Source organism: Gluconobacter sp. ESL1110, assembly GCF_058107395.1.
In genome coordinates this window covers 149,902-174,488 of the sequence record NZ_JBYLUK010000010.1, presented here as the reverse complement: position 1 = coordinate 174,488, position 24,587 = coordinate 149,902, and the positions used below count along the sequence as shown (strand labels likewise).

Sequence of the window (24,587 nt, the reverse complement as noted above, 5' to 3'; positions counted from 1 at the left end):
ACAGGTGGCGTTTTTCTGATGTTCAGCCTGAAACTGGCTTTGGCACGACGAGCCTGAGAGGGCTCGATCTCCTGCGTGGCTTCGGGCAAAGTGAGAGGGCAGTTTTCGGCAACAGGGGGAAGCTGCCTCTCGAGAATGCCTGTTGTTCAGAAGGAGCCTGATCATGAGTGCAAAATTTGAGCTGTATAAGGATACGGCTGGCGAATACCGTTTTCGCCTGAAAGCAGCCAATGGCGAAATTATTCTCTCAGGCGAGGGGTACGTCCAGAAAGCCAGTGCTCTGAACGGCATTGCTTCCGTACAGAAACATGCGGCTGAAGACCGTTTCTATGAGCGCAAAACGGCTTCAAGCGGGAAGCCCTTCTTCAATCTGAAAGCTTCGAACGGGCAAATTATCGGGAATAGTCAGCTTTATGGCAGTGAGAGCGCCAGAGAGGCTGGGGTCCAGTCCGTTACAAAGAACGCCCCGGTCGCCCCAACGGTTGATCTGACCCACTGACGAGTAAAGTAGGTTTCAATATAAAAAGCCCCTCGGATGAGTGTTCCGAGGGGCTTTTGCCATCAGGCTACTGCCATGCCGCGCAGAACATAAGGCAGGATACCACCGTGGCGGTAGTAATCCGCTTCGTCCACGGTATCGACACGGCAGAGCAGAGGAACCTGCTGCTGGTTGCCATCCTGACGGGTAATGGTCATGATCAGCGTCTTGTGAGGCGTCAGGTCGCTGATACCGGCGATACTGATCGTCTCCGTGCCATCCAGTCCCAAGGTTTTACGGGTTGTGCCGTCCTCAAACGTCAGGGGTAAAACACCCATGCCGACGAGGTTTGAGCGGTGGATACGCTCAAAACTTTCTGCAATCACGGCTTTAACGCCGAGCAGGCGTGTGCCCTTGGCGGCCCAGTCACGGGAAGAGCCCATGCCGTATTCTTTGCCACCAAAGACGACGAGTGGTGTGCCTTCTTCAGCATAACGGGTCGCGGCATCGTAGATGGACATCAGGGTGCCATCGGGCTGATGGCGTGTCATGCCGCCCTCGGTCCCGGGGGCCATCTCGTTGCGGATACGGATGTTGGCGAATGTGCCTCGAACCATCACACGATCATTGCCGCGGCGGGAGCCATAAGAGTTGAAGTCCCTGACCGAAACCTGATGCTCCAGAAGATACTCACCAGCCGGGGAAGACGCAGCGATGGAGCCAGCCGGGGAGATATGGTCCGTGGTGATGTTGTCACCCAGCAGAGCCAGAACGCGGGCACCGGAAATATCCGTCGGGTTCTGGGGATCGGCCTTAAGGTCCGTGAAATAGGGCGGGTCCTGCACATAGGTCGAACCGGGCTGCCACTTGAAGGTTGCGGACTCGCTGGCTGATCCGAGCGCCTGCCATTCCGGCGTGCCCTCGGTGATGCGGCTGTAGCGATCCACAAAGGCTTCGCGCGTGACTGCCGTTCCGACCAGTTCCGCGACTTCGTGATTGGATGGCCAGATATCCTTCAGATGTACGGACGTTCCATCAGGTGCATGTCCGAGAACCGCCGTTGTGATGTCCTGACGCATGGTGCCCAGCAGAGCATAAGCGACCACAAGCGGAGGGCTGGCGAGGTAGTTCGCGCGGACGTTGGGTGAGATGCGGCCTTCGAAGTTGCGATTGCCCGAGAGAACGGACGTTGCAACCAGATTGTGGCCTTCAATTGCATCCACCAGCGGCTGGTCCAGCGGGCCGGAATTGCCGATGCAGGTCGTGCAGCCATAGCCTACGGTCTCGAAACCGAGTGCATCAAGGTCAGCGGACAGACCCGCGCGATCCAGATAATCCGTCACGACCTGAGAGCCGGGAGCGAGGGAGGTTTTGACCCAGGGTTTGGGCTTGAGGCCAAGTGCACGCGCTTTCCGGGCGACCAGACCAGCGGCCACGAGAACAGCGGGATTGGACGTGTTGGTGCAGGATGTGATGGCCGCGATGACGACCGATCCATGCTCTAGGGCGTAATCCGTTCCCGCGACCGGAGCGGTGACGATGGTGTTTTCCGGTTTGACGCCGAGCGTTTCTGTCAGGGCTTTCTCGAAAGCCTCGGAGGCCGAGCGCAGTTCCACGCGGTCCTGCGGGCGCTTCGGGCCTGCAAGAGATGGCGTGACGGTGCTGAGATCCAGCGACAGCGTGGAAGAGAAGACCGGTTCTGGCGTAGATGCGTCGCGGAACATGCCCTGTGCCCGCAGATAAGCTTCGACAAGAGCAATACGGTGTTCATCACGGCCGGTCTGGCGCAGGTAATCCAGTGCCAGCGCATCGACAGGGAAGAAGCCACAGGTTGCGCCGTATTCCGGGGCCATATTGGCGATGGTTGCGCGGTCTGCAACGGGCAGGTGGTCGAGCGCAGGACCATAGAACTCGACAAATTTCCCGACAACGCCCTTGGCACGGAGCATTTGCGTGATGGTCAGGACAAGGTCTGTGGCCGTTGTGCCTTCTGGAAGTTTGCCGTCCAAGCGGAAACCGACAACGTCCGGAATGAGCATGGAAATCGGCTGGCCGAGCATTGCGGCTTCAGCTTCGATACCGCCGACGCCCCAGCCCAGAACGCCCAGACCATTGACCATGGTGGTATGGGAATCCGTGCCATACAGCGTATCGGGATAAGCGTAGGTTACGCCGTCGATCGTGCTGGTCCAGACAACCTGGGACAGGTATTCCAGATTGACCTGATGGCAGATGCCCGCACCTGGCGGCACAACGCGGAACTGGTCGAACGCCTGCTGCCCCCAGCGTAGAAACGCATAACGCTCGCCATTTCGCTCGAATTCCAGCGATACGTTTTGCTGAAGCGCATCTGCCCGGCCTGCGACATCGACCATAACGGAATGGTCAATCACGAGATCCACAGGGACGAGCGGATTGACCTTTCGCGGATCGCCGTTGAGCGACAGGATACCGTCGCGCATGGCGGCCAGATCGACAACAGCTGGAACACCCGTGAAATCCTGCATCAGAATGCGGGACGGCTTGAACGGCACTTCCTGCGTGGAGCCGGCATAACGCAGCCAGTCTGCGATGGCCTGTGCATCTTCCACCTTGTAGCTTGTACCGTCTGTAAAGCGCAGGACGTTCTCAAGCAGAACCTTGAGGCTGACGGGAAGACGGGAAATGTCCCCGATCTTTTCCGCGGCCACGGGAAGGGAGAAATAGCGATAGGTCTGTCCGTCAACGGACAGGTCGCGCTGGCTGCCCAGAAGATCGCGTCCAACCTGTTTCATGATGTCTGTGTTCCCTGCTGGTCGTGTCGTCTGTTCAGTGAATGGCGCGCAGGAGAGCCTGCGTAACGTCTTCGGTCGTGGCAGTACCGCCCAGATCGCGGGTGCGGATACCATCTGTCGTCAGGATCTGCTTCATGCCGCCATCAAGACGGGCAGAGAGGTCCTGACGGCCCACATGGGCCAGCATCATGCTGGCGGCCATCATGAGGGCCAGTGGGTTGGCAACGCCCTTACCAGCAATATCCGGGGCCGATCCGTGCACGGCTTCGAACACGGCCATCTTCTCCCCGATATTGGCTCCCGGAGCCATGCCCAGACCGCCCACGAGGCCGGCTGTCAGATCGGAGAGGATATCACCAAAGAGGTTGGTCGTGACGATAACATCGTAGTTTTCTGGCTTGATGACGAGTTCCATTGCGCAGGCGTCGACAATACGCTCTTCAAGTTCGATACGGCCTTCATATTCGGCAGCTACGCGGCGGCCTTCGTGCAGGAAGATGCCGCTGAGGATCTTGAGAATATTGGCCTTGTGAACCAATGTTACCTTCTTGCGACCATTCTTCACAGCGTATTCGAAAGCGAACCTTACGATACGATTACATTCCGCACGTGTGTTGAAGCCTGCGCCATAGGCCACGGCTTCCGGATCGTCGCCAACGCGCATGTAGTGTTCCATGGCGGCATAGAGACCCTCGACGTTCTCGCGGATCACGACCAGATCGACATTGCTGTAACGGCCACCTGGAACGATCGTCTGTGTTGGGCGGACATTGGCGTACAGATCGAACTGCTGGCGCAGCGTCACATTGATGGACCGGAAGCCCTTGCCGACCGGCGTTGTCAGCGGGCCTTTCAGGACCAGCCCGGTGCGGGCAATACTGTCGAGCGTCGCATCCGGAAGGGCGCTGCCCTGATTTTCCAGAGCGCCCATTCCTGCATTCTGATGATCCCAGACGAAGGGGGCGCCGAGTGCATCCAGAACAGTCGTTACGGAGGCCATGATCTCAGGTCCGATACCGTCACCGGCGATGAGCGTAGCGGGAATCTTGTCGGTCATGGCGTATCCTGTCTGTCCATGCTTAGAAGGCGTGCGGACTTTAGAGGCGAAAACTGCTAGGTCCAATATTTCGTTGCAGGTTTCATCATACCTTAAAGGTATCGCATGGTTGAGTTACGTCATTTTCGCGCCGTCGTGGCCATCGCCGAGGAAGGGAATCTTACACGGGCGGCAGAACGGCTCGGGATTCAGCAGCCTCCCCTGACGCGGATGTTACGGTCCTGCGAAGAAGCGATGGGTGTTCAACTTTTTGAGCGCCATGCCAAAGGCATGCGTCTGACGGCTGCCGGGCGGAGTATGCTCAAGGGGGCATATGACATTCTCGACCGGGTGGACGAGACAGTTGAAGATGTTCGTCGGGTCGTACGGGGCGAAAGTGGCGAACTGTCTGTGGGTTTTACCAATTCGGCCATGTGTCATCCCAGTCTGCCTGCTGTTCTGGGGCATTTTCGGGAAAGCTGGCCGGATGTGACGCTGAGTCTGACAGAGGGTAATTCCAGTCAGCTTCTCGGGGCTTTGCGAGATGATCTTGTGGATGTGGCGTTCGTGCGTGCCTCCATCCCGGATGTATCGGATGTGATGGTGGAACTGATTCTGGAAGAGCCGATGGTGGTGGCGGTTCCTCGTGCACACCCGCTTGCGTTGAACCCGCCAGCGGAAGGTTTGAAATTGGCGGATCTCGAGAACGAAGACTTCATCCTCTATCAGAGCCAGTATAACAACGGTCTCTACAAAACGATCGTGGATGCCTGTCTGGGTGCAGGTTTCATGCCCAACATCCGGCAGAAGGGCCCTCAGCTTATGGCGGCGCTCAGTCTTGTAGCCGGAGGACTGGGGATTTCTGTCGTGCCCCATTCAATGCAGCAGCATCATGCAGGGCAGATTACTTACATTCCCCTCTCATCGCGGACAGCTCTGACGGCACCTGTCTATCTTGTGTATCGGTCTGTGCGGATGACAGGCGCCAAGCTGTATTTCATTCATCAGGCGCGTCAGATGCGGACGCGCCAGTTTGGGGTTTCTAAAGCCGCGTCCTAACGAAGGGTCTGCGTCTCCCGGGTTAATGCACGGATGAACGTCAGATTCTTTCGTCGATGTCCTGGGGGAGAAACGGAAGAAATCAATCAATCTTCACGGGTACGGTTCTTGCTATATTTTGGTATCAGGACCGGATATTAGCGCTTTGTTATAATGCTTCGGCACGATTTTCGATGGCAGTATTCATTTTTTCGAAATCTGGCGGAATTGTTTCGGTGTCGTAGAGCCAGAGGAGTATCCAGGAAAGTATTTCGCTCTGACGAAAAAATTCCGTGGCTGGTTCTGATGATTTCAAAATCATGTATTCCAGTGAATAATCGATGCATTCCTCAAAATAGACCAATCAATTGTAACTGTTGGTAAGGGTCGGGATAATAATTTTGGGGATAAAAACTATTTTTTGATTTTTCCTTTGTCTTCGCAGTCGAGTATAACAATGACATATGATTTTGAGTTCCACATTAATAAAGAAATAATGTTTTGCGTTACCCGTAGGATATGATCGATTATAGTAGATTAACTATACATTTCCGTATGGATCAGATTGATTGGCATCTCTGGCACAGCTTTGCTGCGGCTTGTCGCACGGGATCTCTGTTTGGGGGCTCACGTATGCAGGGGGCAACCCACCCCACGATCAGCCGTCAAATTGCTCAATGAGAAGCTGCGATCGGTCAGTCGCTTTTTTCACGCTCAAAATCTGGGCTTATCCCGACCTGTAGCGCTCAGACGCCCATGCTGATTGCCGCCGCCATGATCGATCAGGCAGCTGCCCTCGAACGATTGACGAGAGCCCGCGACCCTTCCATTCTGGATTGTCATCCATTGTGATCTTCGTAATGTTCCTGAAGTACGTAGACTGATGCAGAGTCTGGGGAAGTCTTTGCATGAATACTGTCGTCGTTCATTGTGATGTTGCGTACTTACGATGGTTCTCGGCTCGGTTTATGCAGGCCCGGCGGCAAGGTCGGTATTCCCTAGTCAACGATAAAGACAGTTCAAAAGCTGAGATTATACTTCGTTCTCTCTGAATGGGGTCTGCATGTGCGAAGGAGAAGGGATTTTTCTAAAATTATCCAAAGAAGACTTGGTCATGATTCGGGAGACGTCCAGCGCCCATGACGAGGTTCTTGTCCAACTCTGGCCTCTCTGCTGGGGAGAGGGGCCAGAGCTAAAGCTGCAGATGTTACGGAAGCATGATTTGTGAAAGATCAGTCCTGTTTCAGAACACCGCAGAGCGTGCGGGCGCCGGAGCCGCCAATCGGTTGAGTCTTGTAGTCATCAGCCTGTGCATGAATGACGATGGAGCTTCCGTCAGCATCCAGGAGAGCTGGACGACCGGAAGCCCCTTTAAGGGATACAAAAGTCGAATAGATCTCTGCTGAAGCCGTGCCGTCGGCTGCTGCATGGATGTTAGTCAGATCCCCGGAATCGTTGGCGTCGACGTTGAGAACACCATGAACAACGGATTTTGTCGTATGGAGATGCGCGCCGGCACTGGTGAACTTGGGAATGCCGCAGTCGCCTTTTTCGTGGAAGTGAATGCCATGCCACCCTGGGGTGAGGCCTTTGGCTTCGATATGCAGTAGAACGCCTTTGGGGGCTTCTGTCACCTGAATGGTGCCTGCTGGTTTTCCGCTGGCATCAATCAGGTTCGCCGTGGCGGTTTCGGCCGCGAATGCCATGGAGGGTACGGCGATCAGAGTGATGGCCAGAAGTGCTGATTTCAGTGGGTTCATTGAAAAATTCTTTCCTGATTATGAGCAAATAGAATCCTGTCTGGCTTTGAAGGTGTCGCAAACCAGAATGAATATCAACAACCTTTACGGGAACGCTCTTCTCTTCTTCGCGAGCATTCAGGAATGCGATATCCGTTCTTTCCCAGCGCGTTGTCACAAGGCTTTCGACGTGCGGAACACTCGGTTCGGGGGCAGGATTTCAATGATCGGAAGATGACAGAACGAAAACGGGTTACGGTTCTGTTTCTTTCGTTTTCTTCCTGCCGGAAGCGTGGCAGAAGGCGGTTTCATCCCGCGTGATCGCGTCATCACATTGACCAGGGAAATTATGCTTTTCAAAACTCTGCCCATGCAGACCATTATTGGTCTGTGCGCACTCTTCGCATGCACATTTACTGCCTTGACCAGTGAAGTTGCACCTGTGGGTCTGCTGATCGATATGGCGCAGGCTTTTCATATTGCTGAAGGACAGGCGGGCCTGGCTGTCAGTGCTTTTGCTCTGATGGTGGCACTTGGGGCTGTACCTCTGACCATTCTGACGGTTGCGGTTGATCGCAAGAAGCTGATGCTCCTGTCTCTGGGAGGGTATGTCCTGTCCAATCTGATTGTCGCCCTTGCGCCAACATTTTTGATTTTATGTGCTGGAAGAGCCGTTGGTGGTATTGCCCATGCGCTGCTGATGTCGATTGTTTCAGCCTACGCTGCTCGGCTTGTTCCTGCGAACATGACCGGTCGGGCAATTTCTTTCGTGTATGGAGGGACATCTCTTGGAGCCATTCTTGGCGTCCCGGGGGCTGCGGCTATCGGACATTTTGCAAGCTGGCGGATTGCGATGTTCGTCATGACGGGGCTTGCCGTGTTGCTGACGGTTTGTATCGCGTTTTTCCTGCCCCCTGTGGCTCCTATGGGAACGGGCAGTGCACAACTCCCCTCTATCGGGTCTCGCAAGGCGATGAGGGTCTTTCTGGTTGTCGTTGCAATTGATGCTCTGTTCTTTGTGGCACACAATCTGCTCTATACTTATGTTGCACCGCTTCTACTTCTGCATGGCTTGCCAAAATCTGCCCTTAGCGTGGCGCTGCTTCTGACAGGAGTGGTGAGTATTTCCGGATTGTGGGCGGCTGGTCAGATTGTGGATCGTTGGCCAGCTGCTGGGCTTCTCGGTGGTGGTCTCGCCATGCTGGTGGGTATGGGACTGATGTCCGGACATATTATAACCGGATGGGAGGCTGTTGCTTCGGTCGGACTATGGTGCACGGGATATTCGGCCATCATTCCTTTCATTATGTCAGGAGCAATCCGTGCACGGGCAACGCGCCCCGATGTTGCGGGCGCTGCCATCAATGGGGCCAGTAATCTTGGTATCCTTCTTGGATCTGCCTTGGGAGGACAGATTTTGACATGGAGTGGCTTTAATATCCTGACGCCTCTGGCTGTAGTCATGGCACTGGCCGCAATCCTGCTGGCCCTGTTCAGCCCCGATGCTTTTCCTCGTATTCTGCAACCGCACGAAGACGAAGCATCTGCCTGAAAAATAGAACGGGAGATATGGTTCAGTCTCCCGCTTTTTTCAGAAAATGCGATTTTTCAAGACCAGAGCACTCAGCATCAGAACGATGTGGATAATGTGCCCATCATGGCGAAGGGCGGCATGATATAATAAGTGGGCGCCGTGTCAGCGCTGATCTTGTGTCCGTACACGCCTGTTGTGGGCTTAGCGTTGTTCGCGAAGTAATAGACACCTCCCAATTTGTACTGACCGGTCAGGTTCGTGAAGTTCAGCTTGAAGACCGGGGATTGGGCAATGAAGAATTTTGGCAGGTGGTAGCCCAGTGTCAGAGAGTCCGAGAAGTAGGACGGCATATACTGATCGTTCATGAAGGACGCAGCCTGCCGCGAAGTATAATGTACGCTGGCGTTCAGAAAGAACGGTCCTTCATTATACGTCAGCCCGACGCTACCCGAAAATTTCGGTGACATGATAGCCGTCTTGCCCTTGGTCCGCAGGTAGTCCACTGCACCATCGTCTGCTGTGGTCTGGAGGTTGTTGTCCATCGTCGTATGTAGGTATTCGAATGCGAAATATGGGCTGAAGCGATGGAACAGCGGGCGGGTGGACAGCATGACATCGACGCCACGGATTGTTTCGCCGCCTGCATTAATCGTCTGGCTGACCTGAACATCGTTGCTGAACGTATTGATGGAGAGCAGGCGGTTGGAGACATTCATGTTGAAGAAGCTGATATCCGCCAGGAACAGGTCGTCATTGTAGCGGTAACCCAGTTCTTCCTTGATGGAATACTGCGGTTTTGCGCCAGCGCCTGAAGTCGTCATGATGCCGCTGCTCGTGCTGTAGCGGGAGATCATGTTGATTGGAGACGGAGCGCGGAAGTCCCCTTCAGCATTGATGTAAAGCTGATGATGAGGCGCGAAATTGTATGACCATGAGAAGCGTGGCGTAGGCGAGACGTAGGTGTGGTTCGTGTGGCTTGCCGTGCTGGGCAGGTAATCCTGTCCTTCCAGCGTCATGGACGTTACTTTGATGCCGCCGGTCACGGACATCTTATGGTTCAGAAGATGGACGGTGTCTTCCAGAAAGCCAGAATTAAGGCTGTAGGAGCCAAGGTAATCGACGGAATAATAAATACTGCCGCTTGTGGTCCGGTAATAGGATGACTTGTCTGTATCAGATGGCTGTGCGCCAGTCGTCTGGTTCATGCGCGACAGAGGGGTACGCAGGGAATAACGATATTCCTCATGCCAGTAGCCGATCTGCCCGTCGTTGTTTTCGGAGTGCCAGCCCAGGGCTGCAACCACACCGCCCTGCTGGGTCACGGACATTGAATTCGTGGATACTGCTGCACGCGTTGAGGTGCTGATCTTACCGTCGCCGTTCAAATCTACGCGTTGGAGTGCTGTTCCGGCATACGTGCGGCCTTCCTGCAGGCGGGATGCACTGTTCAGCGTAATGTCCGAACGCTCGTAGTAAGGCGAGATATTCAGGGTGAAGGTATTGTTCAGAACGAACTTCATGGGGGCGGACACATAGAACTGGCTCTTGTCCGTGCCGTGTACACCGTAATAACCGCTTGGTGACGTCGCATTGAATTCAGCCGTATAGTTCAACGGGGTTGAGACTGGACGGTCATGCTTGTCGTTCTGAAAGTTGGCCTGCGTCGGATACCGGTTCAGATAATAATGTGAATGGTTGTATCCAGCGAACAGATCTATGGAACTGCGTGCGCCAATCTGCTTCTGTGCACGGAAATCCATATGTTTGCGGTCGCTGTCCCCCGAGCCGCGCCATGCGTCGGAGTGGGTGTTGGAGAACGAGGCATAGGTTGTGATGCCTGTATGGCCAATTTCTCCTGAATCTACGCGGATGAAACCGCGTGTCCGGTTGAAAGAGCCGTAACTGCCAGACACCAGGCCACCAAATGTCTTGGAGGGCGCGCGTGTGGTGATGCTCAGGGCGCCAGCACCAGCGGAGGGCGCCAGCACCAGCGGATGTGACAGGATTTTCCACGGAGATTGAGCCAGGGCTCATACTTTCGGAGGTAATATTGTTGCTGTCGATATAGTTCTGCACGAAGTTGGCTGCTGACGACGTACCACCATTCGCGATTGGCATACCGTTCAGAAGGATGCCGATGTCGTTATCGTACAGTCCGCGGCTCTGCATGGAGCCGCCTTCATTCCCACTCGGGTCTGGTGTTGTAATATTTACACTGGGCAGATTGGAGATCAGGTCCAGGGGGCTGCTCGTAGGGCTCTGCATTTCAATGTAATTCTGCGTCACGGTCTGTACGGCCCGGGCCGCTGTTTCGACCCGCATCATGCCGCCGCCCGGCTGGTGGCGCGTGCCTGTAACGCTGATGGACTCCTTGCCAGCCTCAACCGTCTGTGTGTTGTGGTGCTTGTGTCTGACGGGTTCTGTCGTTGGCGTAGTTGCCGCCTGGGCAGCCGGCGTCAGGACGGACAGGCTGCTCAGGAATGTTGCTGCTGCGAGAGATTTCTTTCCTTGTCCGAAAAGAGCGTTAAGCGGAACGGATGTTCCGGGACGAATGGAACGCAGGGGAGAGAAAGCGCAGGAAAGCATGTCGAGGACTCGTTTTACGGAACGGCAATGGTTCGATTTCGTTACGAAACAGTTAAGCCAAGATAAAGGAGGCAATGATAAGAACATTCCAAAGAAAAAATTGATAGTTTCAATCTTTGTCAGGAAAATTCTGATGTTCAGGGCGTGCGGCGCTCCAGAAACGACCGTGCCGAGAGGACGCTGATGAACGAGATGATCGCTGTCAGGATCATATAGAGAGCCGGGACATGCGAGAGTCCGGTCCAGGACAGAAGAGCCGCGTTTGTGAGGGGGGCTAGACCGCCGAACAGCACAACACCGAAAGAATATCCCATCGTCAGGCCGCGCCCTCTGCGTTCCCTTGGGAAGAGCTGGCCGATGAAGCCGTCCAGAGCAGCGAAATAAAACAGGCCGCTCAGATTGAACAGAAGGGGCATGAGCAGAACTGTTGCAGGAACAATTTTGATTAACTGGAAGGCGGGAACAGGCAGAAGTGTCAGGAAGGCGCAGGACCATAGCATTGGTCTGACACTGTGTGTTCTGTCAAAACGGTCTGCCAGTTTCCATCGCAGCGGGGTGAAGAGAAGTTGACCACCATATGTGAGTAAAGGGGCCAACGATGTGCTGAGACCGGATAGGCTGTACTGACTGCGGGCATAGTGAGGCATGTAAAGCCCCAGATACGTAATGCCGCTACCAAGCGCGACAGAGCCCATGATGAGGGCTGTCCGGAGAAGTGTATCGGGTTGCAGGAATGGTGTCGGTGCAGAGTAGGGGCGTGCTGGTATTTCGGAGTTTTCCGGCTTCAGCATCATGCGCAGGATCAGGCCGTTTATTCCTGCCATAGCACCCAGACCCGTTGCGATCCTGAAGCCAAACATATCGAATATCGCAGGGGAGAGCGTCAGTTGGAGGGCTAAAACGACGATTGCGGCGCAGAGTGAAGCCGTGATCTGCCCTATAGCCTGCCAGCTTGCGGCCCGGGCTTCATGTCTGGGCGCGTGTTCGATCAGATAGGATGTAGCGCTTCCGAATTCGCCGCCCAGTGAAAAGCCATGAAGCAGTCTTGCCAGGATGATCAGGGCGGGAGCGGCGATACCGATGTCCTGATAGGATGGCGTAAGGGTGATGAGCAGACTGCCTATGGCCATCAGGAGGATGCAGACCATCATTGTGGAGACGCGGCCGCGCCTGTCTGCGTAATTTCCAAGAACCACGGCGCCCAGCGGCCTCGCCAGAAGAGTCAGACCAAATGTGGCGAGGGACAGGCCAATCTGGGACAGGGGCCAGTTGGCTGGGAAGAACGTACGGCCTATTGACGCTGAAAAATACGCATAAATGACGAAGTCATAATACTCGATGATATTGCCGATAATGGAGGCAATCACCGCCTGATTGGGTTTGCGTGATGGCCATGCGCCTTTCATCCGGCGTGCGGACTACTGAGAGACTGAATCAGGAACTGGATGAACGACCGCAGTGTCGGGGCACTGTAGCGCTCCTTGTGATACAGCAGATAAATCGGGCGGGAAGGGAGTGTATACTCTGGGAGCAGAGCCGTGAGCTTGCCCTCCCGGATGTCTTCTCGGACCAGATCGGACGGCAACATGGCAATACCCATGCCTGACAGGGCTGCCCGTCGCATGGCTTGTGTGTTGTTGAACAGCCCTTTGCGCTGCATCTCGATGGCGACATGCCCCTGCGGACCTTCAAAATGCCACTCGCGTCGTGCCCAGTGCCAGGGGGAGGCAGGTGTGTAGGAAAAAGCGAGAGCATCGTGTGCGGCAAGCTGGTGTGGGGACAGAAGCTCTTCGCGTCGGGCGAGATAGGCAGGCGAGGCACAGAGCGTCATCGTGTAATCGGCCAGTCGACGGCAGATCAGGGAAGAGGGTTCCGGCACTCCCAGACGGATGGCAATGTCAAACTTCTCATGGGTCAGATCGACGCTGCGCTCTGTCAGGACAAGGTCCACGTCAACCGCGGGATGTTCGTTCAGATAGGCTGCAATGCAGGGCGTAATGCTTTGCGTGCCGTAAGTGACGGGTGCGGTGATGCGGAGCGTCCCTGCGGGAAGGCTCTGGGCAGCTTCGGCCATACGCTCGGTTTCGTCGAGCATGCTGAGAATTTTCTGGCATTTGGCGAAGTAGACTGACCCAAAGGCCGTCAGGCTCTGGCGTCTGGTTGTGCGGCGCAACAGGCTGGTTCCAAGCCGCTCTTCAAGAAGGCGCACATAGTTTCCCACCATTGTGGGTGAGATGCCGCAACGTTCTGCGGCGGCTGTCATGCTTCCTGTTTCGACGACGGCAATAAAGGTCGTCATGGCCTGGAAAACGTTCATTGCAAACCAAAGATTGATAATGATCGCACTATAACAGCATTTATTGGGAAGATCTAAGACCGTAACGGTTTGATAGAGATCTCTCCGCTCCCAGAAACTAAAGGTTAGCAGTGTTTATGCGTATCAGAAGTGCGGCTCTCTCCCAAAGAAAGGTTTATGCCCGGACCTCTGGTCTTGTGGGACTGCTGGGAGCAACCGCGCTGGGCCTGAGTGCATGCGCGCATCATCTGCCGCCTGTGTCTTCTGTCGCGCAGCCATCCGTCGCCAGCACATTCATGGCTGCGACAGCCAATCCCATGGCGTCCAGAGCGGCTTCGGATGTATTGGCGAAAGGGGGGAGTGCTGTGGATGCCGCCATTGCGGCACAGATGGTTCTGGCTGTGGTGGAACCGCAGGCATCTGGCCTTGGTGGAGGGTCGACCATCCTGTATTGGGATCGGGGTGCAGGGAGCCTGAGTTTTTTTGATGGCCTGGCCAGCGCACCGATGCGGATGCCGCGTGATTTCATGCATGACCAGAATGGCGTTCGTATTCCGGAAGCCAAGCTTCAGCGGAGCGGGCGTGTCGTTGGCGTTCCTGGCACACTGCGGACATTGGCCCTGCTGCATGACCGTTACGGCAAGCTTCCATGGGCGGATCTGTTCCAGCCTGCGATTGCTGCGGCCCGTGATGGTTTTCCGCTGGCAGGCTATCTCCATCTCGTTCTGACCGAGCGCCCTGAACTGGCCCATGAACCACAGTTTTCGGCCTATTTCGATGCAGAGGGACAGCCTCTCCCCAAAGGAACGCTTTTGCATAATGCTGCTCTGGCAGGAACATTGGAGCAGGTGTCCAGGCAGGGAGCCGAGTATTTCTACACGGGTGATTTTGCGAAAAAGCTGTCAGCAGCAGTGGCCAGTGGCCCATACCCCGGCACACTGACCCCGGCAGACCTGAAGGCATACAAGGTTCATGAACGCACGCCGCTGTGCGTGACGGCGTTCAATCGTCGGATCTGTTCTTCCGCTCCGCCTGTTGCCGGTGGATTGTCTGTATTGCAGCAACTGGCCATTCTGGATCGGTTGAAGATTGGCCAGTATGCGCCGGGCAGCGTTGAAGCTGCACATCTGCTTCTGGAAGCCTCCCGTCTGGCTGAGGCTGACCGGCGCAAATATGCCGCTGATCCGGACTATACCCGTGTCGATACGGCTGCGCTTCTTGATCCGTCTTATCTGGATGGCCGCGCAGCGCTGGTCGCGAAGGGACAGGCCGCGGATCGTGTGACGGCAGGGACGCTCAAGGGAACGCTGGCGCTTCTGCCATCCTCCGACCCGATGACCGTGCCAGCCACGACGCATCTTTCCATCCGTGATGCGTCTGGCAATGCGCTCTCTTTCACGACGACGATCAACCTCAATTTCGGTTCGGATATTGTTGTGGATGGCGTGGTGCTGAACAATGCCATTACGAATTTTGCCGGCCATCCTTTTGTGAACGGTTATCCTGCCGCGAATATTGCAGCACCGGGAAAGCGCCCCATCACCACGATGTCGCCGACGATCGTCTTCGGACAAAACGGTCAGCCTGAAGTGATTGTCGGGGCAGGGGGCGGTGCGCGGATCATTGATTCCGTTGTGCAGACGCTGGTGGGGTATCTCGCCTGGGGGCAGAATATCCGTACCGCGATCGAGCAGCCCCGTATCGGTGCCCAGAACCATGCCGAGGAACTTGAACAGGGGACGTCTGCTGCCGGGCTGGCCTCGGCGCTGAGTGCCATGGGACATCACCCCAAAATCGACGTCATGAACGCAGCCGTTCAGGGCATTACCATCAGCCCCGAGGGCCTCAAGGGCTGGGGCGACCCGCACCGTGACGGCGTTGCCGTCGGTCAGTAATATCTGCCTCGATCTGCTGGAGACACTCATGAAGCTTTCATTCCGTTCGGCGCTTTGCGCTGCAACCCTTCTGTCCCTCTCGGCCTGTGCGACACCGTCCCAGCCGGAAAAGCCGCAGGTGGCTGCCGAGGTTGACCGGGATCTTGGGGATGGCGGGGTTAGTGATTTCTACACACCTCCCGCGCAGGTGCCTGCAACGGTTGGTCAGATGATCCGCACGCAGGACATCACAGACCGTCCGCTGCCGGAAAACGCCGCCAAGGCTGTGCGGACGCTTTATACGTCCATCAGTGGCGTGAATGCGCCCGATCCAGTGACGGTTTCCGGACAGATCATTTTCCCGAAAGGGACGCCGCCGAAGGGTGGATGGCCGGTTGTGGCATGGGAACACGGCACAACAGGTATTGCGGATATCTGCGCGCCCTCCTGGAGAGGTTATCTGTCGCGTGACCGGGCTTATCTGGATCACTGGCTGAAGGCTGGTTTCGCGGTCGTCGCCAGTGATTATCAGGGTTTGGGTACGCCGGGCCCGCATCCGTATCTGATGTATCGTCCGGAAGGATACAGTGTTCTGAATGGCCTGCGGGCTGCGCTGATGCAGTACAAGGGAACGCTTCAGAACCGCATCATTCTGGTGGGCCAGTCACAGGGTGGCGGTGCAGCCCTTGGAACGGCGTGGCTGGCTCCGCAATATGCGCCGGATCTGCATGTGCTTGGAACGGTTGCGACCGGCGTTGTGACACAGTTCAAGCTGCCTGAGCATCCGAAGCACACGCCTCTGCCGCGGCTGAATGTAGAGCCGCCCCACATGGCTGCGGCGTTCGGGATCCTGACGATCGAAGGGTCTCGCAAGAGCCTGCATCCTGACGTCGATGTGCGTGCGAACATGACGGAGAAGGGCAAGGACCTGTCTCATCAGGCCCGTCAGTCCTGCCTTGGCGATCTGTTTCGCTATACGGAAGCGCACGATATTACGGAAGATAATGCCTATGCGGGGGATACATCCCGGCTTGAGGCAGATTTCCAGGACGCCTTCACCATTCCTGGTGCTCACATGACCATGCCGGTGTTTGTTGGTACGGGACTTGCGGACAACGAAGCCGGTGTGGCCCAGCAGTATAATGCCGTTGCTGCCATGTGTGATGCCGGGACGAACGTGACGTGGAAGACCTATTCGGGGTTGACCCATAACGGTGCCGTCAATGGTTCAGCCGAAGATTCCGTTCCGTTTGCATTGGCGCTTCTGAAAGGACATCATCCGAAAGGAAACTGCGGGACGATCAAACCCGTTTCCACAGTGGAGAAGGCGCTGCCGGGAATTCGCTGGAACAACTGAGAACTCTGTCGGCATAGACGTTTTCGCCGCAGAGGAGGGAGACGGGTATGTCGACGCTTGAAATCTGTGTTGAAGATGCCGTCGGCCTGCGGACGGCGCAGCGTCCCGGAGTGACGCGCATTGAACTTTGTTCTGCTCTGGCACTTGGTGGCCTGACCCCTTCTGCGGGACTGATGCGTCTGGCAGGCCAGTCCACAGTGCCGGTCTATGCCATGATCCGTCCGAGAGAGGGCGGCTTCGTGTTTACCGCTGAAGAAATCGATCAGATGCTGGCGGATATTGATGCGGCTCGTGCTGCGGGTCTAGCGGGGGTCGTTCTCGGCGCATGTACGAGCGATCGTACCCTTGATGTGCAGACGTTAAAGCTACTGTCTGATGCATGTGGCGGCATGGGACGAACACTTCATCGCGTTTTCGATCTCACCCCTAATCCACTGACGGCAGTTGATCAGGCTGTCGATCTGGGGTTTGAGCGTATTCTGACGTCTGGTCAGGCGGTGATTGCGCCCAAGGGGCAAGCTGTTCTGAAGAACATTGTGAATCATTCGGCTGGCCGTATTGAGATTATGGCGGGCAGCGGTGTGCGTGTCGGGAATGTCCGGGAACTGGTTCAGGAAACGGGCGTCACGGCCATCCATGCGTCGTGTCGAGGGCCATCGGTGGGTCAGGCCTGCCGCGTCTGGGAACTGGGGTTCGGGCGTCTTGCGTCAAGAACCAGCGGTAAGATCATTGACCAAATGCTGGCTATTTTGGCGGAGGATGCCGCCCTTCCCGTGGCATAATGCGCTCAGGGATGTTTTCTAAGGGCTGCCTGAAGCTGGAGCGGAGTGTTGGTCACCAGAATATCAATGGGCAGGGACCGTGCATGCTGTGCGCCATCTTCTGGGGACATGATGTCTGTCACGGCAGTTGGTCCCAGAAGATCCGTTATGATGATGGCTCCGGCCTGATGCGCTGTTCTGAATAAAGACGGTTTTGAGGTCTTCGGAATGTAAGCTGCGAACCGGCGGGGTCCTGCGATTTGGCGGTAAGTTGCGAGGTCATCTGGTGTTGTGACCAGCACGGAGATCAAGGCATCCGGATCAGCTTTGAAGGCCTCGCGAGCCTGTTTCTCCTGAAATGTGAGAACGACCACCCGGTCTGAAAGGTGCTGGCGCCGGACGGGTTTCAGAGCATCAGCAGGAGGAACATCTTTGATATCCAACATCAGAAGGACGTCTGGCGTTCTGGCGGCCCAGTCAAGCACGGCGTCATAGGCCGGAATGTGCTCCTGTGTTGGACCAGATGCGTTTTTCAGGGCCAGTTTTTGAACATCTGCCGGGTTGAGTGCCGCAAGAGAACCATGTCCCGTTGTGGTGCGATCCACGTTCTGGTCGTGCAGCAGGACAATTCGGCCACTGGCATCTGTCGCCAGATCAATTTCCATCATGAACGGACCGACCTGATGTGTGCGGCGCATCTGGCTCAGGCTATTTTCGGTTTCCGATGGATTAGTCCAGCCTCGATGGGCACAGATCAGGGGAGGCGGCGTTGTCAGAACAGCTTGCAAGGACTGAGCCATGGCAGTGGGCACGACTGACAGGGCTGTCAGCGCCACAACTCCGTTGAAGATGACATTTCGGCGCTTCATGACGGAAAACCCTGGTAAAAAGACGTGCCGGAAAGAGAAGTCATGGTTCCCCTGAACGCCCGTTCTGGTCAGGGTCAGTCGGAGCCATTAGAACGTGAGTTAAATAGTCTTAGGGAAAGATCCGGAATGACCTCATCCGTCGTGCTATATGGCATCAAGGCCTGCGATACCATGAAGAAGACGCGCGCATGGTTGGAAGAGCGGGCTATTCCGTACACTTTCCATGACTATAAAAAGGATGGGATTTCGGAAGACATCCTGAACGCCTGGATCTCTCAGGTTGGCTGGACCAGTCTGCTCAACAAGGCTGGTACGACGTTCCGTAAACTGTCTCCTGAACAAAAGGACGATCTGACGGAAGACCGCGCTGTTGCCCTGATGCTGGCACAACCTTCCATGATCAAGCGTCCAGTTCTGACGCGCGACGGAACGGTTCTGCGTATCGGGTTCCGCCCCGTAGATTATGAAGAGACGTTTGAGGCCTGAATCGGGAAAGGTCAGAGCATCAGGTTGAGAGCTCTGATCTTGCGGTGAAGCGTTGAGCGGCTGATCCCCAGTGTGCGTGCGGCAGCACTGATATTGCCTTGTGTGGTTGCTAATGCGGAACGGATGACGTGAACCTCTGCTTTGCGGAAGCTGAGTTCGTCTTCTGAGTCCAGGAAGCTCATAAGAGCGGGCAGATGCTCCAGTTCCCCTTCTGGCCAATGCATCCGTACACGACTGGAATGTGTGGCGCCCCGAACATGTCCGTCCCGGTCCAGGGCCACAAGGGGCGTGGAGCTTTCCGTGGCAAGGCCGAGCGTAATGATGGTGTCGTTCGGAAAGAACTCCCGGAACAGTTTTTCTTCGATCTGACGGGCCGTTGTGATCATGGTTTCCATCAGAAGGCCTGAGAATGGCATGATGTCATTGCCTGCAAATGAGCAGATATTCAGGACACCAGCCAGCTTACCATTGGCATTGTAGAGCGGAGAGGCAATTCCAGTCAGATTGCGGAAGCATAGACGCCAGTGCTGGCTTTGCAACACCATGACCGGCCTTTTCTCCTGCAGGCATGTGCCGATGCTGTTTGTCCCGGCATTTTCCTCATCCCACAGGGCTCCGGCCTGAAAGCCCCAGCGGCGACATCCCGTCAGATCATCCCGACTTGTCTGCCGGGACAACACGACACCATTTGCATCTGCCAGCATGACGGTGAAACCGAGCGCCATGACCAGTGAGTGCAGGCGCTCCATTTCCGGCAGGGCATGCTGGATCAGCAGGCGGGTTCGATTGCTGATGAAGCGGAGTTCAGGCGCGCTGAGAAGGCGTGTTTCCCAACGTTCTGCAGGGTCCAGATTATAATTGGTCGAGCAACGATCCCATGAGTCGGAAAGGCCTGGCTGTGGAGTCATTCTGTTCATGATGGGCCTCCAACATGCCCAACTGTCCCAAAACTGCGACAGGTGCGAGGGATGCAGTCACATTCGGGTGAAAGTTGCGTGATTGAGGATAGCCCCCGGACTGTCCCAGCGGGAACAAGGCAACGAGAGCGTAAGCCTGACCAGATGCTGTTGCTTCCCCAAGAGGTTCCAAATCTGTGAAGGCTCTCACTTTTCTGACGAAACGCTTTGAGCAGGGGGATGGGTTCATGGATGAGAAAAAAGCTTTTCACGGCAATCATCCGGTCAGCAGGCTCAAGCCTGCGAGCCAGTTTTCCTCGCTCGCAAAGCTATTTGGGGCACGGACCATATCCTGCCTCCAGAACAATTAAGAGAGACAAACTATTTCAGAAGAAGTGGTTTTCCATTTTCAGAAGAACAGAGGTGTCATGTCTTCTTCTCTCCAGAGGGTGCTCTCGCCAGTAACCTCTATCCTGCTCGCACTTGTCGGGCTTTTCCTGCTGGGTGGGGGTGGTTACCTGCTCGTACTTGGTGGGTCCTGGTTCTACGCGCTGATGGGCGTTGTCATGCTTGTGGCAGCGGTCGTTGGCCTGAAGAACCCGGCTCAGGCAGGACGCATTTTCGCAGGCCTGCTGCTGGTTGCGACGATCTGGTCCGTCATTGAAGTCGGTTTCAACATCTGGGGCCTTGAAGTCCGTCTGTTCACGCTGATCGGCATTGCCTGCTGGATGATGCTGCCGTGGGTCTGGCGTTCGGGTGCATCCTGGATGTCTGACAAGCGTGAACTCGTTGGTTCTGCTGCTATTGCGGTTGTAGCTCTGGTTGCAAGCTGCTTCACGTCCTATTCCATCGACGGCACGCTTCCGGCTGACCGTATGGCGGCTGCCAATCAGGTCGATGAGACGAGCAAGGGAACGCCTGCGTCCGACTGGCCGGCCTATGGTCGTACGGTTGGCGGTGATCGCTATAGCCCGCTGGGCCAGATCACACCGGCCAATATCAGCAACCTGAAGCGTGCCTGGGTGACCCGCACGGGGGACGTCCAGAAGGCTGACGAAGGGACTGTCGCTGGCCCGGATCAGGGGCATGAGTTCAACCTCGAAGTCACGCCAATCAAGGTCGATGACACCCTGTATCTCTGCACGCCGCACAACTGGGTCATGGCCCTTGATGCTGCAACCGGCAAGGTGAAGTGGAAGTTCGATCCGAAGCCTGCGGCTGAAGATCTGGCGGCCAACGTCTATCTCGCCTGCCGTGGTGTTTCCTACTACAAGGCTCCAGACGACTATACGGCTCCTGATGGCTCCAAAGCCTGCCAGAAGCGTATTTTCTCCCCGGTCGGTGACGTTCGTCTCCTTGCTGTCGATGCGGAAACGGGCAAGCCCTGTGAAGACTTCGGCGAGCATGGTTTCATCTCCCTGCGCCAGTATCTGGGTCATGTGCCGCATGGCTTCCACTTCGTGACGTCTCCGCCGCTGGTGGTGAAGGATCGTGTGGTTCTCGGTGGCTGGATCTTCGATAACCAGGCGAACTTCGAGCCGTCCGGTGCAATCCGTGCGTTCAACCCAATTTCCGGTGAAATCGAGTGGGCCTGGGACGCTGGTCACAACCCGGAAAACTGGAAGCCCGGCCCGAACGACGAGCTGACGCGTGACACCCCGAATGCCTGGGGCGTTTACACGGCAGATCCGGACCTCGGCCTGCTGTATATCCCGACGGGTAACTCTCCGCCGGATAACTGGGGTGGCACACGTCGTCCGTTCGACGATGCAACCTCCAGCGCAACCATTGCTCTCGACATCGAGACGGGTGAGCGTCGCTGGACCTTCCAGACTGTTCATCATGACCTGTGGGACATGGATCTTCCGATCGGTCCGTCCATGGTTGACCTGCCTGGCCAGAACGGTGAATCCATTCCGGCTCTCGTCCAGAGCACGAAGCGTGGTGAGTTCTTTGTTCTGGATCGTCGTACCGGCAAACCGGTTCCGGGTTACCCGGTTGAGGAACGTCCTGTTCCGACCGCTGGTGTTGCACCGGACGACCATGTGACGCCGACGCAGCCTTTCGCTGTCGGTCTGCCGTCCCTGACGCCGCCTGACCTGAAGGAAAGCGACATGTGGGGCGCGACGCTGCTGGATCAGATGATCTGCCGCATCCAGTTCCGTCAGTCCGCTTATGAAGGTCAGTTTACGCCGCCGCATGTTGGTAAGACGACGATCGTCTATCCGGCATTCTATGGTGTGGTTGACTGGCAGGGTGCATCCATCGACCCGCAGCGCAAGCTGCTGATCGCCAATGCCAGCTACCTGCCGTTCCGGATCCGTCTGGAAAAGCGTAATCATGCTGAAGCTTCCGGCATTCTGCCGAAGTGGGATGGCAAGGGTGACAAGCCGGAAGCCAAGGGCGATGCTCTCAGTGTCTCTCCTGACTACGGTACGCCGTACATCGCTTACACCAGCCCATGGCTGAACCCGCTTCAGATCCCTTGCAAGGGCCCGGTCTGGGGTACGGTGACGGCAATTGATCTGGTGACGAAGAAGATCGTCTGGCAGCATCCTGTCGGCACGACGCGCGACACGGGTCCTTTCCGGACGCATAACAACCTTCCACTCCCGACCGGCATGTACAACATCGGCGGCAGTGTGATCACAAAGGGTGGCGTATCCTTCATGGGTGCGACGGCTGATGATTACCTGCGTGCCTTTGATGTCTCGACCGGCAAGGTGATCTGGCGTGACCGTCTGCCGGCTGGTGGACAGGCAACCCCGATGTCCTATCAAATGGGCGGGAAGCAATATGTTGTGATCGCCGCTGGTGGTCATGGGGGTCTTGGCACCCGCAGCGGTGACTATATCATCGCCTACACGATTGACGGACAGCAGGGCGCAGCCGCGAACTGATCTGACCGCGTTACCGTGGAGCGCGTCTCTTAGGGGAGGCGCTCCACATTCAATACTTCTCCAGCGGAAATAAATGTCATGGTTCGCACGATCTGGTCCGGAGGGTGTCTCCGGGCCCTGAGTATCCTATTGCCCGCGTCATCCCTTCTGCCAGCCGTTGCGGCCCATGCAGCCGATATTCCGTTGGCCATCATTGGGCCTCACGAATACGATCTGCCAGTCGATTTCAAGCCGTTCAACGTCCTGGTGCAGTATGGTGACGGGAATGCTGCGGGTAATACCTATGACAGCGGCGGTCGCCGCCAGCCAACTGGTGGAAGTCATACTTGGGCAGGCATGACCAAATATGTGCATTTCCGAAGCTTTGATGCGATCCCGCATGTCGGATTTGCGTTTGAAGTCATTCAGTCGGAAAGTTTTGTGCTGGCGCAGGGCACAAATTATGGAGGTCTGGGTCCAACCATCGTAGGGCCTGCGGTCTGGTTCAAGCCGAACGCGCACAGCACCTTTGGTATCCAGACTTTCATGCAAACGCCGGTCGGCACCCGAGATGCGCTGTCTCCGAACTACTGGTCAAACCTGTCCAGTTTTATGTTCGATTATGAATGGAAGCATTTCAGCTTTGATGGCGATTTAGGTGCAATCGTAGCTTCTACCAAGCATAAGACGGGCGAACACAGCTTCTCGCCGGGGACGGTTTTCCATTCCAACCTGCGCTTTAGCTGGAAAGCGAGCAAGATTGTTGAACCATTCTTCGCGTTTGACTGGCAGAATACTGCCGGAATGCGTGATAATACGGCAAATAGCTGGGTAAGTGAATCCAGTGGTCGTGAAGTGGCGCTTGGCGTGGGTGCTATGGTCAACATTTCCAAGCGCGTGTCACTGACCGGGCGGTATTCACACTCCGTTGACGGTCGAAATGTGCCTGAGACGAATGCTTATTACATGAAGCTTGTTTATCTCTGGTGAGATCTGTTTTTCTGTCCGGCTTTAGAACCGGACAGACGCATGTTTCAAATATGAAGCGCCCGGCGTGCAAGACGGCAGGCGGCCAGATCCCACGCCGCACATCCGACACTTTTGAAAAATACTGGTTCTTCCGGTTTCTTCTCTCCTGTTAGATAAGCCGCCAGAGGCTTGACCTGTCTCCAGTCTTTGCCTGCCTGAAGGATATCACCAGCTTCAGAGGGGGCTCCGATAGGGTCATCCACAATACAGGTGCTTCCGTTGACGATGGTCGGACCAATTTCAATCATTTCAGGCCGATAAGCACCAACGCCAATCACCAGTCGGGTAGAAACCGGAGGCTCATCATAGAGAACGCTCTGACTACTGGTGACGGTTATCACGACATCCGGCTCAAAGGGTTCCAGAGGGGCAACGCGAAGTTGTAGCGCTGGATATGCGTTGCTTTTTATGAGGGTGCTGACGCGCTCAAAAGATCGGCCCTGAATATAAACGATGAGACCCGGATAAAGCGTATTCAGGGCTTCAAGATGGGCTTTGGCCTGTACGCCGGTGCCAATGAGAAGAATTGTTTCCAGCACTAGGGGGCGGAAGCACTCCAGCCCAAGCATAGACATCGCAGCGGTGCGACGTTCTGTTGTGGTAACGCCATCCAGCGAGAAAAGAAAACGCCCGTTAATGGCATCCATGCACGTGACCTGGCCCTGAATGGCCGGAAGGTTCCTCGCTGCATTGTCCGTATAAAGCGTCAGTAATTTCGTCGCGATAATATCTGGTGCGCAGGCGACCATGGACATGACCGCGCCAGTGCGATCAAGCGTTGGGACAACCATACGTTCAGGGCAGGAGATTTGATCGTTATGATAATCCACGACTGCTTGGCGAAGCACTTCCACGAGATGAGAAAATGGAAGCAGCTTGCGTGTTTCAGCGGCGGTCAAAGTCTTCACGGGGCACCTTCCTGTTCTTGCTTGGGAAGGTGCCCGGTTCGGAGTTA

18 protein-coding genes and 1 pseudogene are annotated in these 24,587 nt (G+C 55.9%); 9 read left to right on the top strand and 10 right to left on the bottom strand.

Features of this window, described 5'->3' with window-relative positions:
• Positions 1-163 precede the first annotated feature (163 nt).
• Positions 164-499, top strand: coding sequence for a YegP family protein (locus tag AC3B6F_RS13140; protein ID WP_489824696.1), 336 nt, complete (start codon positions 164-166; stop codon positions 497-499).
• Positions 500-561: 62 nt separating this feature from the next.
• Here the strand turns inward: AC3B6F_RS13140 and acnA are convergent, their stop codons facing one another.
• Together acnA and AC3B6F_RS13130 are read right to left on the bottom strand one after the other, a co-directional pair.
• Complete coding sequence (gene acnA, locus AC3B6F_RS13135) at positions 562-3,252, bottom strand: aconitate hydratase AcnA (protein ID WP_489824694.1); 2,691 nt, start codon at positions 3,250-3,252, stop codon at positions 562-564.
• A gap of 34 nt (positions 3,253-3,286) precedes the next feature.
• Positions 3,287-4,309, bottom strand: coding sequence for an isocitrate/isopropylmalate dehydrogenase family protein (locus tag AC3B6F_RS13130; RefSeq protein ID WP_489824693.1), 1,023 nt, complete (start codon positions 4,307-4,309; stop codon positions 3,287-3,289).
• A gap of 105 nt (positions 4,310-4,414) precedes the next feature.
• Here AC3B6F_RS13130 and AC3B6F_RS13125 point away from each other — a divergent pair, with 105 nt between their 5' ends.
• On the top strand, positions 4,415-5,347 hold the full coding sequence (locus AC3B6F_RS13125; RefSeq protein WP_489824692.1) for a LysR family transcriptional regulator: 933 nt from the start codon (positions 4,415-4,417) through the stop codon (positions 5,345-5,347).
• Positions 5,348-6,558: 1,211 nt separating this feature from the next.
• Here the strand turns inward: AC3B6F_RS13125 and sodC are convergent.
• Positions 6,559-7,086 carry a superoxide dismutase[Cu-Zn] gene (sodC, locus tag AC3B6F_RS13120; protein WP_489824690.1) on the bottom strand — a complete coding sequence of 176 codons (528 nt, stop codon included), beginning with the start codon at positions 7,084-7,086 and terminating at the stop codon, positions 6,559-6,561.
• A gap of 328 nt (positions 7,087-7,414) precedes the next feature.
• Here sodC and AC3B6F_RS13115 point away from each other — a divergent pair, with 328 nt between their 5' ends.
• Positions 7,415-8,617 carry an MFS transporter gene (locus AC3B6F_RS13115; RefSeq protein WP_489824689.1) on the top strand — a complete coding sequence of 401 codons (1,203 nt, stop codon included), beginning with the start codon at positions 7,415-7,417 and terminating at the stop codon, positions 8,615-8,617.
• Positions 8,618-8,694: 77 nt separating this feature from the next.
• Here AC3B6F_RS13115 and AC3B6F_RS13110 read toward each other — a convergent pair whose 3' ends face one another.
• From AC3B6F_RS13110 to AC3B6F_RS13095, 4 genes and pseudogenes are all read right to left on the bottom strand, one after another.
• Positions 8,695-10,587, bottom strand: coding sequence for a TonB-dependent receptor (locus tag AC3B6F_RS13110; RefSeq protein ID WP_489824688.1), 1,893 nt, complete (start codon positions 10,585-10,587; stop codon positions 8,695-8,697).
• An 82-nt stretch (positions 10,588-10,669) separates the two neighbouring features.
• Positions 10,670-10,864 (bottom strand): annotated as a pseudogene (locus AC3B6F_RS13105) (TonB-dependent receptor plug domain-containing protein); the annotation flags it as partial.
• A 458-nt stretch (positions 10,865-11,322) separates the two neighbouring features.
• Positions 11,323-12,591, bottom strand: coding sequence for an MFS transporter (locus AC3B6F_RS13100; protein WP_489824687.1), 1,269 nt, complete (start codon positions 12,589-12,591; stop codon positions 11,323-11,325).
• The gene (locus AC3B6F_RS13095) at positions 12,588-13,484 is read right to left on the bottom strand and encodes a LysR family transcriptional regulator (protein WP_489824686.1); all 897 of its coding nucleotides are present in this window, start codon (positions 13,482-13,484) and stop codon (positions 12,588-12,590) included. Before AC3B6F_RS13095 ends, AC3B6F_RS13100 begins: the two co-directional genes overlap by 4 nt.
• Positions 13,485-13,618: 134 nt before the next feature.
• Between AC3B6F_RS13095 and ggt the strand changes: the two genes are divergently transcribed.
• The 3 genes from ggt to AC3B6F_RS13080 are packed head-to-tail and all read left to right on the top strand — an operon-like array spanning position 13,619 to position 17,494.
• The gene (gene ggt, locus AC3B6F_RS13090; protein ID WP_489824685.1) at positions 13,619-15,376 is read left to right on the top strand and encodes a gamma-glutamyltransferase; all 1,758 of its coding nucleotides are present in this window, start codon (positions 13,619-13,621) and stop codon (positions 15,374-15,376) included.
• A gap of 28 nt (positions 15,377-15,404) precedes the next feature.
• The gene (locus AC3B6F_RS13085) at positions 15,405-16,712 is read left to right on the top strand and encodes a lipase family protein (RefSeq protein WP_489824683.1); all 1,308 of its coding nucleotides are present in this window, start codon (positions 15,405-15,407) and stop codon (positions 16,710-16,712) included.
• Between the two features lie 47 nt (positions 16,713-16,759).
• Positions 16,760-17,494, top strand: a complete 735-nt coding sequence (locus AC3B6F_RS13080) for a copper homeostasis protein CutC (protein WP_489824682.1) — start codon at positions 16,760-16,762, stop codon at positions 17,492-17,494.
• A 5-nt stretch (positions 17,495-17,499) separates the two neighbouring features.
• Here the strand turns inward: AC3B6F_RS13080 and AC3B6F_RS13075 are convergent, their stop codons facing one another.
• Entirely contained in the window at positions 17,500-18,342 is an 843-nt protein-coding gene (locus AC3B6F_RS13075) for a glycerophosphodiester phosphodiesterase family protein (RefSeq protein ID WP_489824680.1), read from the bottom strand.
• 126 nt (positions 18,343-18,468) lie between these two features.
• Here AC3B6F_RS13075 and AC3B6F_RS13070 point away from each other — a divergent pair, with 126 nt between their 5' ends.
• Positions 18,469-18,828: an ArsC family reductase gene (locus AC3B6F_RS13070; RefSeq protein WP_489824678.1), complete on the top strand. Its 360-nt coding sequence runs from the start codon at positions 18,469-18,471 to the stop codon at positions 18,826-18,828.
• An 11-nt stretch (positions 18,829-18,839) separates the two neighbouring features.
• Here AC3B6F_RS13070 and AC3B6F_RS13065 read toward each other — a convergent pair whose 3' ends face one another.
• The gene (locus tag AC3B6F_RS13065) at positions 18,840-19,745 is read right to left on the bottom strand and encodes a helix-turn-helix domain-containing protein (RefSeq protein WP_023943676.1); all 906 of its coding nucleotides are present in this window, start codon (positions 19,743-19,745) and stop codon (positions 18,840-18,842) included.
• Positions 19,746-20,152: 407 nt separating this feature from the next.
• On the opposite strand from AC3B6F_RS13065, the gene AC3B6F_RS13060 reads away from it, so the two are divergent.
• Positions 20,153-22,624, top strand: coding sequence for a membrane-bound PQQ-dependent dehydrogenase, glucose/quinate/shikimate family (locus AC3B6F_RS13060; RefSeq protein ID WP_026017647.1), 2,472 nt, complete (start codon positions 20,153-20,155; stop codon positions 22,622-22,624).
• 78 nt (positions 22,625-22,702) lie between these two features.
• Entirely contained in the window at positions 22,703-23,593 is an 891-nt protein-coding gene (locus tag AC3B6F_RS13055) for a transporter (protein WP_023943672.1), read from the top strand.
• Positions 23,594-23,637: 44 nt separating this feature from the next.
• Here the strand turns inward: AC3B6F_RS13055 and AC3B6F_RS13050 are convergent, their stop codons facing one another.
• Entirely contained in the window at positions 23,638-24,540 is a 903-nt protein-coding gene (locus AC3B6F_RS13050; RefSeq protein WP_489824676.1) for a delta(1)-pyrroline-2-carboxylate reductase family protein, read from the bottom strand.
• Positions 24,541-24,587: the final 47 nt, after the last annotated feature.

What these genes read in the sequence shown, in the direction of transcription:
- AC3B6F_RS13085 (WP_489824683.1), top strand. Translation starts at nt 15,405, where the DNA reads ATGAAGCTTTCATTCCGTTCGGCGCTTTGCGCTGCAACCCTTCTGTCC.
- acnA (WP_489824694.1), bottom strand. Translation starts at nt 3,252, where the DNA reads ATGAAACAGGTTGGACGCGATCTTCTGGGCAGCCAGCGCGACCTGTCC.
- AC3B6F_RS13115 (WP_489824689.1), top strand. Translation starts at nt 7,415, where the DNA reads ATGCTTTTCAAAACTCTGCCCATGCAGACCATTATTGGTCTGTGCGCA.
- AC3B6F_RS13075 (WP_489824680.1), bottom strand. Translation starts at nt 18,342, where the DNA reads ATGAAGCGCCGAAATGTCATCTTCAACGGAGTTGTGGCGCTGACAGCC.
- AC3B6F_RS13125 (WP_489824692.1), top strand. Translation starts at nt 4,415, where the DNA reads ATGGTTGAGTTACGTCATTTTCGCGCCGTCGTGGCCATCGCCGAGGAA.
- AC3B6F_RS13060 (WP_026017647.1), top strand. Translation starts at nt 20,153, where the DNA reads ATGTCTTCTTCTCTCCAGAGGGTGCTCTCGCCAGTAACCTCTATCCTG.
- AC3B6F_RS13100 (WP_489824687.1), bottom strand. Translation starts at nt 12,591, where the DNA reads ATGAAAGGCGCATGGCCATCACGCAAACCCAATCAGGCGGTGATTGCC.
- AC3B6F_RS13055 (WP_023943672.1), top strand. Translation starts at nt 22,703, where the DNA reads ATGGTTCGCACGATCTGGTCCGGAGGGTGTCTCCGGGCCCTGAGTATC.
- AC3B6F_RS13070 (WP_489824678.1), top strand. Translation starts at nt 18,469, where the DNA reads ATGACCTCATCCGTCGTGCTATATGGCATCAAGGCCTGCGATACCATG.
- ggt (WP_489824685.1), top strand. Translation starts at nt 13,619, where the DNA reads ATGCGTATCAGAAGTGCGGCTCTCTCCCAAAGAAAGGTTTATGCCCGG.
- AC3B6F_RS13095 (WP_489824686.1), bottom strand. Translation starts at nt 13,484, where the DNA reads ATGACGACCTTTATTGCCGTCGTCGAAACAGGAAGCATGACAGCCGCC.
- AC3B6F_RS13065 (WP_023943676.1), bottom strand. Translation starts at nt 19,745, where the DNA reads ATGAACAGAATGACTCCACAGCCAGGCCTTTCCGACTCATGGGATCGT.
- sodC (WP_489824690.1), bottom strand. Translation starts at nt 7,086, where the DNA reads ATGAACCCACTGAAATCAGCACTTCTGGCCATCACTCTGATCGCCGTA.
- AC3B6F_RS13130 (WP_489824693.1), bottom strand. Translation starts at nt 4,309, where the DNA reads ATGACCGACAAGATTCCCGCTACGCTCATCGCCGGTGACGGTATCGGA.
- AC3B6F_RS13080 (WP_489824682.1), top strand. Translation starts at nt 16,760, where the DNA reads ATGTCGACGCTTGAAATCTGTGTTGAAGATGCCGTCGGCCTGCGGACG.
- AC3B6F_RS13140 (WP_489824696.1), top strand. Translation starts at nt 164, where the DNA reads ATGAGTGCAAAATTTGAGCTGTATAAGGATACGGCTGGCGAATACCGT.